Source organism: Anaeromyxobacter sp. SG64 (genome assembly GCF_022690745.1).
Lineage (GTDB): Bacteria > Myxococcota > Myxococcia > Myxococcales > Anaeromyxobacteraceae > Anaeromyxobacter > Anaeromyxobacter soli.
The window spans coordinates 1-11,043 of record NZ_JALCZB010000123.1 but is presented as its reverse complement, the minus strand read 5'-3'; the positions used below and the strand labels follow the sequence as shown (position 1 = coordinate 11,043).

Genomic DNA, 11,043 nt, shown 5'->3' with positions numbered 1-11,043 from the left:
GGCGCTCGCGCCGGTGTCGGCGGCGCGGCCCGGGGCCATCGAGCCCGCCCTCTCGCGCGCGGGCGCGCTCGTGGGGGCGAACGACCCCGCCGGCGCGGTCGAGGCGCTCCGCGTCGTCGCGGAGCTCTGGCCGCGCAGCCCGCGCGTCGCGAAGAAGCTCGCCGACGTGACGGAGCTCGCCGGGGACGCCGCCGCCGCGCGCGCGCTCCGCGAGCGGGCCCTCCTCCTCGACGGCGCGGACCTCGCGCTCCGGCGCGCGCTCGCGCTCCAGGACGGGCACGAGGTGCTCGACGGTGCCGCCGAGGACGGCAAGGCCGCCATCCGCGCGTACGAGCGGGCGCGCCCGCGCGGCGCGACCTCCGCGGCGATGGTGCTCGACGCCGCCGCGATCGAGGTCCTCCCGGGGGGCGCCGCGATCGAGCGCACGCACCAGGTCGTGAAGGTGCTCGACCAGCAGGGCGTGGAGGAGTTCGGCGAGGTCACGGTCCCCCACGGCGCGGACGTGCTCGTGCTCCGCACGGTGAAGCCCGGCGGCCGCACCGTGGAGCCCGAGCGCGCCGGCGCGTCCAAGGGGTCGGTGTCGCTCGCCGGCCTCGAGCCCGGCGACTACGTGGAGGTGGAGCACCTGCGCGCGGTGCCGGGCGTCGGCGGCGGCTACGTCGCCGACCCGTTCTACTTCCAGGTGGGAGGCGTGCCGCTCTTCCGCTCCACCTACGTGGTGACCGCGCCCGAGGGGCTCGGCCTCGGGGTGGACGCGCACGGCATGCCGGCCCCGGAGGTGAAGCGCGAGGGGGGCCGCGAGGTGATGCGCGCGCTCCGCACCGAGGTGCCGGCGTTCGTGCCCGAGCCCGAGGCGGTGCCGATGCAGGAGTACCTGCCCTTCGTGCAGGTCGGCGCGGCGGTCGACCGCGCCGCCATCCAGCGGGCCCTCGGCGACGGCGCCCTCGAGCGGACGAAGCCCACCGAGGAGCTCCGCGCGCTGGCCCGGGAGCTCCGCACCTCGGCGGGGCCGGGCGCCCCGCCGGCCGCGCTCGCGCGCGCGGCCTACGCCCACGTCGCGCGGACCGTCCTCGGCTCGACGAGCGCGCTCGGCGAGGACGCGAGCGCGGTCCTGTCGCGCGGCCGCGGGAGCCGGCTCGTGCTCCTGAAGGCGCTCCTCTCCGAGCTCGGCCTGCGCACGCGCATCGCGCTCGCGCGCCCGTTCTCCGCGAGCGCCGTCGCCTTCCGCTTCCCGAACCCCGGCGAGTTCACGCACCCGCTCCTGCGCGTCGAGGCGGGGAAGGAGACCTTCTGGCTGGATCCGTCGCTCCGGCTCGCGCCGTTCGGCGCGCTGCCCTCGAGCGTCCTCGACGTGGACGCGCTCGTCCTGCCCGAGCCGGGCGACGCGCTCGAGCTCCAGCACACGCCCGCGCGCGCGCTCGTCCCCGAGGAGCGCCAGGTGACGGTGCGGATCGCGCTCGGCACGGACGGCGGCGCCGACGTGGAGGGGACCGATCGCTACTTCGGCGCGATGGCCGCCGCCGCCAAGGCCGCGCTCGAGAAGCTCGACGCGACCGAGCGCCGCCAGGCGGTGGAGGCGATGCTGTCGCGCACCTTCGGCGGGTTCGCGGTGCAGGACGTGACGATCGAGGGCGAGGACGATCCCGCCGCGCCCCTCGGGATCCGCTGGCGCGGCTCCGCGCCCGAGCTGGCCCGCGCCGCCGACGGCGGCGTCGTGGTCGACGCGCAGGTGTTCCCGGCGCGGCTCGCGTCGCGGTACGTGCAGGTCGCCTCGCGGCGCACGGCGCTGCTCTTGCCGACGCCGGAGCGCGGCACCTCCCGGGTGGAGATCATCGCGCCCGCGGGGCTCTCGGCGCGCGCCGCGGCGGCGCGCAAGGTGGAGACGCCCTTCGGCACCTTCGAGCGCACGGAGCGCGCCGACGGCCGAACGCTCGTGCGGGAGGAGCGGCTCGACCTCGCCCGCGGCCGGATCGCGCCCGAGCGGTACGGGGACTTCGCAGGCTTCGCGGCCGCGGTCGACGCGATCCAGGACGACCCGGCGGTCTTCCGACCGTGAAGTGCTGCTGTTCGCTGGTAAACGGCCGATCATGATTCGCGAATAGGCGCGCGAAGCGAGCCCGCCGGGGCGACGCCGCGGAAGCGGCGAAGCCGCTCGCGGCGGCGCACGGGACCCGGCGAGCCGGGTGGGGCTCCGACGACGGCGTCCAGACGTCGGTGGGGCGGGGCGCAGCCACTAGTCATTCATCACAAGTGCAGGTACTCGCCGGACGAGCGGCGGGTGGTTCGACGACGGCTTCAGTGCGCATGTCGGATTCGGGCATCGACGGGATCCGCGCACGCGCTCGTGCTCGGACCCCGTCGAACGCGGGAGGGCGGCAGAGCAGGCGAGCGTCTCGCCGTGTGTCGGGGGGGCGACGGAGTGACTTCGCGCGGGGTGCGCGCGGACTTCTCGAAGGCGCCTCCGCAGCTCGCCCCGGAGCACGGGCTGGAGCGTCATGGAAGGTCGGCCATATTCACCCACGGTGACAACTATCGCCAGCGGCAGTGCCGGCCGGTGTCGCGGCTCTTCTCGCGGCGAGGCGAGGCGTCCCAGTTGCGGTGGGTGAAACATTCTCCATTGACGCCTTCTCGCCCCGATTGCGCTCAGGCACACGGGCGGCGCGGGAAGGCCGCTCTCGCGCACGCTTCTCGCGCGTGAAGCGCGCGCGGATCGCCTTGGGGCAACGACGAGGATGCGCCGGAGAACGCCGCACAGGCGCGAGCCTGGAGCGTCTCCGGAGCTCCGAAGATCGCGTGCTACGAAGGGTGTACTGGAGGTGCATCCCCATGTCTGCGCTCACTCCCGCTGCTCTCGAGTCGAACGTCCTCGCCCTGCGCCTGCGCGAGCTCGCCGGGGAGGAACGGAACGTCCAGGTCGACTTCCTCCTGCACCTCGACGAATTCGATCGGCGCCGCGCCTTCGTCGAGATCGGCCATGCGTCCCTCTGGGCGTACTGTTTGGAGGCGCTCCACCTCCGGGAGGGCGCCGCCGGCCGGCGCATCCAGGCGATGCGGGTGCTGCGCCGCTTCCCGATCCTCGAGGCTCCGCTGCGCGATGGGCGTCTTTGCCTGTCCACCGTGGCGCTCCTCGGCCAGGTGCTCACGGAGCAGAACGTGGACGACCTCCTCGCTCGCGCCGCCTTCCGGACCCGGGCCGAGGTCGAGCACCTCGTCGTCTCCGTCCAGGCGCGCACCGCTCCGCGTGCTGGCCTTCGCAAGCTCACCGAACGCGCGCCCGCCATGGTGGGCGCAGCGCTAGAGCTCCCAAAGGCCGAGCGGGCCGAGGCGGCTACCGCACCCGGCCCTGCGGAGCCGACCCTCGATCCGGGACCTGCGGCCGGCGCGCTGCCGGCGCCCCAGCCCACTCTCGCGGAGCCGAAGCGACGGGCCGAGACGCTCGCCGTCTCGGAGAGCCAATGGTCGCTCCGCGTCACCCTCGACCGTGCCTGCAAGGAGGACCTCGAGACGCTCCGCTCGCTCCTGTCGCACAAGGTCCCGGACGGTGACCTCGCGGCGGTGCTCCGCGAGGCGATCCGCTGCGCCATCGAGAAGCACGGCAAGCGCAAGGGCGCGGTCGCGCCGGAGCGGAAGACCAAGGACGCCAAGGAAGGCTCGAACGAGGGCGCAAAGCAGGCCGGGACGACGAAGGCCGCGGCGACGAAGAAGGCCGCGGCGAAGACGCCGCCGGCGAGGACCACGATCCCGGCGATAGTGCGCCGGGCCGTGTGGAAACGCGACGGCGGGCGCTGCGCCTGGGTCGGCCCGGACGGCTGCCGCTGCAAGAGCCGCTGGAAGCTCGAGCTCGACCACATTCAACCCGCCTCCCTCGGGGGACCATCGACGATCGACAATCTTCGGCTCGCCTGCCGAGCCCACAATCTGCTTCACGCAGAGAGGAGCTTCGGGCGCGAGCACATGGATCGCTTCCGGCGCGATGCGGGCGACGGGCCGACGCCGCCCGCGCACGCTGACGTGGCACCTCTGCGTCCGGTCATGCAGCTGGGGATGTGGGCGCCGTGATTTGCGGCCGCCACGGAGCTGACCGAATCTCCGGGCAGAACGGAGGGCGGGTTTCGCATGGTCGCCAGGCTGGAGCGACGGCTCACCGCTCGCGTACTTCCGGCTTCCGATCCCCTGCGCCCCCGCTGGTGACGCTCACCGCTCTGCCGCCCCGCAGTGCTCCGCCCGGAGCGTTCCCGGCGTGCGCGTGCCGACCCGTCGATGCCCAGCCGGAGCGCGTGGTGCGCCGCTCGGCCGACCGAAGCCGCTCCCCCGGTCAGCAGCCGAAGATGTGACGAATCCTCAGGGCGCAGCCCCCGTCAGAATATTCAGCTCGCGCTCTCGCCCGGCGGGAGCGCGTCCACGAACCGCACCTCCCCGAAGCCGAGCCCGACGAGCAGCGCCCGGATGTGCCGCTCCGCCGAGGCCCGCGCCCGCGCCTTCAGCGCGACGTCGCCGTCGACCTCCCGCTCGAAGGCCACCTTGGCGAGGTCGAGCAGGCGCGCCGTCTCGGCCGAGTCGAGGTTCGAGCCGAGGATCTCGGTCTCGCCGGGGCGGATCGCGATGGTGGTGCGGATGGGCGGGAGCACCACGTCGACCCGCCGCCCCTGCACGCCCACGCTCGTGGCGTTCAGCCGCTCGAGGTCGAGGGTGAGGAAGGCGTCGGCGAAGACGATGGCCTTCCCCTTCGGCGCGGCGAGCGTGTGGCGCAGCCAGCCCGCGACGTCACCCCACAGCGAGTCCGCCTGCGTGGGCTCGGGCTCGAAGCTCACCTTCTTGTAGAGCCGCACCTCCAGGGTCTCGAGGCGGGCGACCTCGCGGATCTGGGTCGCCACGGCGGGGGGCGACGGCAGCGGCCGCTCGCGCAGGAAGATCCGGGACACGACGGCGATGCCGGCGCCGATCGAGAGGCCGAGGAGGACGACCGCGAGGAGGCGACGCATGGGGAGCATGCTATCGCGGCAGGTGCCGCGGCGCCCGGCCGGCGCCGGCGGCGCGGTGCGCCGACCTGCGCGGTGCTGCGCTCCCACCCTCTCGGCCCCACCCGCCGGCGCTCCTCGGATGGGCCGAGCGGGGCCTCCGCGGCGGGCGCATGATGGCGTCCGATGCGCCTCTCGCCCTCTCGCGTGCTCGCCTGCGCCGTGCTCCTCGCGGCGGGCTGCGCCGCAGCCCAGCGCGAGGCGCGCCTCCGCGCGGCGCTGGACGCGCAGGGCCTCTCGCGGCCGCTCGCCGAGGTGTGGCCGGCGGCGCTGCGCCTCCTCGACGAGCGCGGCTTCGACCTCGGGAGCGACGACGGCGTCTCGATCGGCAAGGCGCCGCTCGGAACCGTGTCGCAGCTCCTCTCCCAGGCCCGCGACACGCGGACCGTGAAGGGGGGCCGCTGGGTCGCCGAGACCGATCTCGACGGGTCGGACGTGCGCTACCGCGTCGAGGGGACGGAGCTCGGCGGCGGCTCCTGCCGCGTGGTCTTCTTCAAGATCGCGGGCACGCTCGAGGGGCGCGACGAGCGCGAGCACCGGGACGTCGAGCTGGAGCTCGAGCTCGCGCGGCGCGTCGATCCCGCCGCCGCGGCGCGCATGAGCGACGCCGCGCGGTGAGCGGGCCGGCGGGCCTCACCGCGCGCGGCGCGCGCGCGGCTTCGCCGCCGGCGCCGGCTTCCGCCTCGCGGGCGCGCGCCCCTTCGCGCTCCTCCGCGCGCGCGCCTCCTTCTCCGCGCGCGCGCGGAGCGCCGCGTCGATGGCGAGGCGCGCCCACGGGAGCATCGCCTCGGGCTCCTCGTGCGCGGCGTCGGGGGGCTGGAAGTAGCTCGTCTGCTCCACCCTGCCGTCCCGGCGCGGGTACACCCACGCCTTGCAGCCCGCCTCGACGAAGCGTGCGCGGGTCTCGGCGTCGGTCTTGAGGAACAGCTCGTCGTCGTCGAGGAGCCCGAACATGGCGTCCCCGACGTAGAGCCCGTGCCCGCCGAACATTCGCCGGGCCTCGGCGGGCCCCGCGAGTGACAGGAGATCGAGCGCGTGCTCCACGAAGGCTGCGGTGTTCGCCATGTCCATCTCTCCTATTCGAGGAGCCGCTCCGCGATCGACGTGTGGAGGTCGAGGCCGCGGCTCGTGAGGACGAGCGCGCCCGCGCGGCGGACCGCGAGCCGGTGCGCCACGAGCCCCTCGGCCTCGCGCGCCTGGGCGGGCGAGAGCGACGCGAGCGGCACGCCCTCGCGCGTGCGGAGCCCGAGCATCAGCCGCTCGTTCCGCTCCGCCACCGGGCCGATGCGGTCCTCCTCCGCCGTCGGCGCGCGCCCGGAGAGGGCGGCGTCGAGGTACGCGCCGGCGTCGCGGAGGTTCCCGTACCGGTACGACCCGCCCTCGCCGCGCACGCAGCCGTACGCGCCGGCGCCGAGCCCGAGGTAGCTCTCGGCGCTCCAGTAGAGCCGGTTGTGCGAGGACTCGCGGCCGGGCCGCGCGTAGTTCGAGACCTCGTAGCGGCGCAGCCCGGCGCGGCGGAGCTCCGCGCGGATCGCGGCGGACTGGGCCGCGGTGTCCTCGTCGGAGGGGAGGGGGAGCCGGCCCTCGCGGCGCAGGCGCGCGAGGGGCACCTCCTCCGCCATGATCTCGGGGTCGAGCGTCAGCGCGTACGCGGACACGTGCGTCGCCCCGGCCTCCACGGCCCGCGCCGCGTCCCTGCGCGCGGTCTCCACCGAGGAGCGGCGCGCCCCGTAGATGAGATCGACGCTCACGTTCCCGAGCTCCTCCGCCGCCGCGCGGATGGCCCGCTCCGCCGCGTCGGGGCCGTGCCGGCGGCCGAGCTTCGCGAGCACGCCCGCGTCGAACGACTGCACGCCCACCGACACGCGATTCACCCCCGCCGCGCGCCAGGCGCGGAGCTTCGCCCGGTCGGTCGACTCCGGGTTCGCCTCGATCGTCACCTCGGCCGGGGCGGGCAGGGCGAAGCGCTCGCGCAGGGCGGCGAGGAGGGCCGCCACCTCGTCCGGCTCCCACAGGGACGGCGTGCCGCCGCCCAGGTACACGCTCACGGCGGCGAGGCCGTCGAGCGCGGGCGCGCGGAGCGAGAGCTCCGCCGTGAGCGCCGCGAGGTACCTGCGGCCCTCGGGCGGTCGCTCGGTCGAGACCGCGAAGTCGCAGTACGGGCAGTGGTGCGCGCAGTAGGGGAAGTGCACGTAGATGCCGAAGCGGCGCGCCATGCCATTTTCATAGCGCGATGCGGCGCGCGGATCCCGGCTCGCCGTGCGGAGGGGAGGGCGGCGCGGCGCGGCTGACCCGAGAGTCGACATCGCCCGGGAGACGTGGTTTCTTGACGCCCCGCAACCCGGAACCGTGTCGCGAGGACCCCGAATGGCCGAGTTCGCCGCCCCGCCCCCGCCGCCGAAGGACTTCAAGCCCTACATCGCCGACGACACCCGGCTCCCCGAGTTCACGCCCAAGGCCATCGTCGCGGGCGCGTTCTTCGGGATCCTCTTCGGCGCCGCGACCGTCTACCTCGCCCTCAAGGCCGGGCTCACCGTCTCGGCCTCGATCCCGATCGCGGTCATCGCGATCTCGCTCGGGCGGAAGTTCCTCAAGACCTCCATCCTCGAGAACAACATCATCCAGACGGCGGGGTCGGCGGGCGAGTCGATCGCCGCCGGCGTCGTGTTCACGCTGCCCGGGTTCCTCTTCCTCTCCACCGACCCCTCGACCAAGCTCTCGATCGGCGCGGGCTACTTCGACTACGTGACGCTGTTCGCCCTCTCGCTCGTGGGCGGGATCCTCGGCGTCCTGATGATGATCCCGCTGCGGCGCTCCCTCATCGTGAAGGAGCACGGGTCGCTGCTCTACCCCGAGGGCACCGCCTGCGCGTCCGTGCTCATCGCCGGCGACAAGGGCGGCGAGTTCGCGAGGACGGCGTTCCAGGGCGTCGGGCTCGCGCTCGGCTACGCCGTGCTGCAGAAGGTCTTCCACGTCATCGCCGAGAGCCCGGCGTGGGTGACGCGCCAGACCAACAAGTGGCTGCCGAACGCGACGGTGAACGGGGAGATCACCCCCGAGTACCTCGGCGTCGGCTACATCATCGGGCCGCGCATCGCGGGCGTGCTCGTGGCGGGCGGCGTGCTCGCCTGGCTCGCGCTCATCCCGCTCCTCTCCGTGCTCGTGCCCGCGGACGTCATGGCCGGGCAGCTCGTGAAGCTCGGGAACATGAAGGACCTCGCCACCGCCGGCGGCCCGGGCGGCTGGGACCCGGTGGCGCACACGTTCTCGAACCTGCCGAACGCGGTCTACCGCGCCTACATCCGCCAGATCGGCGCGGGCGCCGTGGCGGCGGGCGGGTTCATCACGCTGCTCAAGACCCTGCCCACCATCTGGGCCTCGCTCCGCGACTCGATCCGCTCGCTCGGCGACAAGGCCGCCGCCGCGGGCGTCCGCCGCACCGAGCGCGACCTCTCCTTCCTCACCGTCATCATCGGCAGCGTCGGGCTCGTCCTCCTCCTCGTCCTGCTCCCGCAGGTCCCGGGCGAGTCGATCCTCCAGAAGCTGCTCGTGGCGCTCCTCGTCATCGTCTTCGGCTTCATCTTCGTGACGGTCTCGTCGCGCATCGTGGGGCTCATCGGGTCCTCGTCGAACCCGATCTCCGGCATGACCATCGCGACGCTCATGGCGACGGCGATGGTGTTCGTCGGCGTGGGCTGGACCGGGTCGGCCTACGAGCCGCTCGCGCTCGTGGTGGGCGGCATGGTCTGCATCGCCGCGGCGAACGCGGGCGCCACCAGCCAGGATCTCAAGACCGGCTACCTCGTGGGCGCGACGCCCCGGTACCAGCAGATCGCGCTCTTCGTGGGCGCCGTCTTCTCGGCCCTCGTCATCGGCCTCACCGTGAAGGTGCTCGACACGCCCACGGCGGATCTCGCCGCGCAGGGCGTGCAGCACATGATCGGGACGGAGAAGTTCCCGGCCCCGCAGGCGACGCTCATGGCGACGCTCATCAAGGGCCTCCTCTCCCTGAACCTCGACTGGCACTTCGTGCTGGCCGGCGCGTTCTTCGCCGTGACGATGGAGCTCTGCGGCGTGAAGTCGCTCTCCTTCGCGGTCGGCCTGTACCTGCCGCTCTCGACGACGCTCCCCATCTTCGTGGGCGGCGCGCTGAAGGGCGTCGTGGACTGGCTCGCGGCGCGGCGCGGTGAGCCCGCCGAGGAGGGCGAGCTCGGCGGCGGCAGCCTGTTCGCGACCGGCCTCGTCGCCGGCGGAGCGCTCACCGGCGTCATCGTGGCGCTGCTCAACGTGAACGACGGCGTGAACCACTTCATCGAGAAGACGCTCAACATGGAGCCGCGCATCAGCGGCGTGATCGGCGAGGAGGGCTTCGCGCTCCTCGGCGTCCTCTTCTTCGCCGCGCTCGCGCTCATGCTCTTCCGCGCCGCGCGGAGGGCGCAGCCGAAGCCGCCGGCGGTCTGATGATGGGCGGAGCGCACGAGGCTGCGCTCCCGCCTCGACGACGGCGCGCCGCGGCCCCTGCGCTCCCGCGGGCGGCCTCGGCGCCGCCGCGGCGGCGCAAGAGGCGGGCTCAGGACTCCTTCAGCGAGTCGATCTGCTTCTGCAGCTCCTTGTTGCGCGCCTGCTGGCGGGCGACCTCGCCGTTCAGGAAGTCGTTCTCCCCGCGGACCTCCTCGAGCTCCTCGCCGAGCTGCGCGACGCGCGCCTTCAGGGCCGCGAGCTCCGCCGGGTCCGCCCGCGGCGCGGGCGGCGGCGGGGGCCTCGCCTGCCCCTTCTCGAGCTCCTGCACGCGCCGCTTGAGGGAGAGCTCCGCGCGCGCACGCGTCTCGAGGTGCTTCTCGAGCTCCACCATCGCCGCGCGCAGCCGCGCCGCCTCGGCCTGGTGGCGCTTCTCCGCCTCGGAGGCGCCCGAGGCGAGCGCGCGCCGGCGCTCCTCGCCCTTCTCCTGCGACCGGCGCGCCTCGTCCTCGCGCGCGCCCCGCTCGCGCTCGAGCTCCTCGAGCCGCCGGCGCGCCGCGGAGAGCTCCGACTCGAGCCGGCTCGTCGCTCCCTGCAGCTTGCCGGTGTCGACCGCGAGCCGCTCCTCGGCCCGCGCCCGCTCCGCGGCGGCCGCCTGGGCGGCGCGCGAGGCGCTCTCGGCGGCCGCGCTCCGCTGCTGCACCATCTCCTTGAGCGTCGCGACCTCCTTGCGCAGCCGCGCCGCCTCCTCCGCCACCGGCTCGAGCTTCGCGAGCCGCGCGATCTCCGCCTCGAGCCGCCTCGTCCGGTCGCGCTCGGCGTCGGCCTCCCGCCGCACCGCCTCGCCCGCCTTCGCGAGCTGATCGCGCTCCGAGGCGGCCTGCGCGGCGCGCCGCTCCGCGTCGGCCCGCGCCCCCTCCACGCGCGCGAGCTCGCCCTTCGTGCCGGCGACGGACGCCCGCCCCTCGTCGAGCGCCGCGCCGAGATCGCGGACCCGCTGCTCCGTCGCGGCGAGCTCGGCGACCTTGGCCTCGTACGCGTGCTCCGCGGCGATCGCCTTCTCGTCGTAGGCGCGCGCCTCGGCCTGCGCCCGGCGCAGCTCCTCCTCGAGCCGCGCGGCCGCCTCGGCCTGCGCCGCCGCGTCGGCCTCGAGCGCCTCGATGCGCCCGCTCGCCTCGGAGAGGTCGGCCTGGGCCGCCTCTTCCCGGCCGCGGGCCTCGGCGAGCTCTGCGCGGAGCGCCTCCGCGTCGCCCTCCGCGGCGAGCCGCGCGTCCGCGGCCTGCTCGAGCTTCGCCGCGAGCTCGCCCATGAGCCGCCGCACCTCGGCGGCGAGCGTGTCCCGCTCCCCGGAGAGCGCGGCGAGCCGGGCGTCGGCCTCGGACCGCTCGGCCGCGCGCGCGGACTCGAGCTCCGCCATCGCGCGCGCGTGCGCCTCCTCCGCCTCGGCGCGCGCGCCCTCCAGGCGAGCGCGCTCGTCCGCCCGCTCGGCCTCGAGCGCGGCCACGGCGCGCGCGTGCGCCTCGCCGCGCTCGGCGAGCTCCGCCTCGAGGCGGGCCCGCTCGGCGTC

At 75.0% G+C, this 11,043-nt stretch carries 7 protein-coding genes and 1 pseudogene; 4 read left to right on the top strand and 4 right to left on the bottom strand.

Going from position 1 to position 11,043, the window contains the following annotated elements:
* The coding region (locus MNZ29_RS21960) for a DUF3857 domain-containing protein (protein WP_242356727.1) at window positions 1–2,056 on the top strand (2,056 nt) is incomplete at its 5' end.
* Between the two features lie 770 nt (window positions 2,057–2,826).
* Window positions 2,827–4,059: an HNH endonuclease gene (locus MNZ29_RS21955; protein ID WP_242356725.1), complete on the top strand. Its 1,233-nt coding sequence runs from the start codon at window positions 2,827–2,829 to the stop codon at window positions 4,057–4,059.
* Between the two features lie 308 nt (window positions 4,060–4,367).
* Here the strand turns inward: MNZ29_RS21955 and MNZ29_RS21950 are convergent, their stop codons facing one another.
* Window positions 4,368–4,982 carry a DUF4230 domain-containing protein gene (locus tag MNZ29_RS21950; protein ID WP_242341378.1) on the bottom strand — a complete coding sequence of 205 codons (615 nt, stop codon included), beginning with the start codon at window positions 4,980–4,982 and terminating at the stop codon, window positions 4,368–4,370.
* 162 nt (window positions 4,983–5,144) lie between these two features.
* Here MNZ29_RS21950 and MNZ29_RS21945 point away from each other — a divergent pair, with 162 nt between their 5' ends.
* Window positions 5,145–5,636, top strand: a complete 492-nt coding sequence (locus MNZ29_RS21945; protein WP_242356723.1) for a hypothetical protein — start codon at window positions 5,145–5,147, stop codon at window positions 5,634–5,636.
* 15 nt (window positions 5,637–5,651) lie between these two features.
* On the opposite strand, the gene MNZ29_RS21940 is transcribed toward MNZ29_RS21945, so the two are convergent.
* Together MNZ29_RS21940 and hemW are read right to left on the bottom strand one after the other, a co-directional pair.
* A complete protein-coding gene (locus tag MNZ29_RS21940; RefSeq protein WP_242356721.1) occupies window positions 5,652–6,083 on the bottom strand; it encodes a TfoX/Sxy family protein in 432 nt (143 codons plus the stop codon).
* A gap of 11 nt (window positions 6,084–6,094) precedes the next feature.
* Entirely contained in the window at window positions 6,095–7,234 is a 1,140-nt protein-coding gene (hemW, locus tag MNZ29_RS21935; protein WP_242356720.1) for a radical SAM family heme chaperone HemW, read from the bottom strand.
* 151 nt (window positions 7,235–7,385) lie between these two features.
* On the opposite strand from hemW, the gene MNZ29_RS21930 reads away from it, so the two are divergent.
* Window positions 7,386–9,479 (top strand): OPT family oligopeptide transporter, encoded by a 2,094-nt coding sequence (locus tag MNZ29_RS21930; RefSeq protein ID WP_242341374.1) that lies wholly within the window; start codon window positions 7,386–7,388, stop codon window positions 9,477–9,479.
* 109 nt (window positions 9,480–9,588) lie between these two features.
* On the opposite strand, the pseudogene MNZ29_RS21925 reads toward MNZ29_RS21930, so the two are convergent.
* Window positions 9,589–11,043 (bottom strand): annotated as a pseudogene (locus tag MNZ29_RS21925) (response regulator); the annotation flags it as partial.

Bases quoted from the DNA above. Each gene is read 5' to 3' on its own strand.
- MNZ29_RS21955 (WP_242356725.1), top strand. From the start codon at position 2,827: ATGTCTGCGCTCACTCCCGCTGCTCTCGAGTCGAACGTCCTCGCCCTG.
- MNZ29_RS21950 (WP_242341378.1), bottom strand. From the start codon at position 4,982: ATGCGTCGCCTCCTCGCGGTCGTCCTCCTCGGCCTCTCGATCGGCGCC.
- MNZ29_RS21945 (WP_242356723.1), top strand. From the start codon at position 5,145: ATGCGCCTCTCGCCCTCTCGCGTGCTCGCCTGCGCCGTGCTCCTCGCG.
- MNZ29_RS21940 (WP_242356721.1), bottom strand. From the start codon at position 6,083: ATGGCGAACACCGCAGCCTTCGTGGAGCACGCGCTCGATCTCCTGTCA.
- hemW (WP_242356720.1), bottom strand. From the start codon at position 7,234: ATGGCGCGCCGCTTCGGCATCTACGTGCACTTCCCCTACTGCGCGCAC.
- MNZ29_RS21930 (WP_242341374.1), top strand. From the start codon at position 7,386: ATGGCCGAGTTCGCCGCCCCGCCCCCGCCGCCGAAGGACTTCAAGCCC.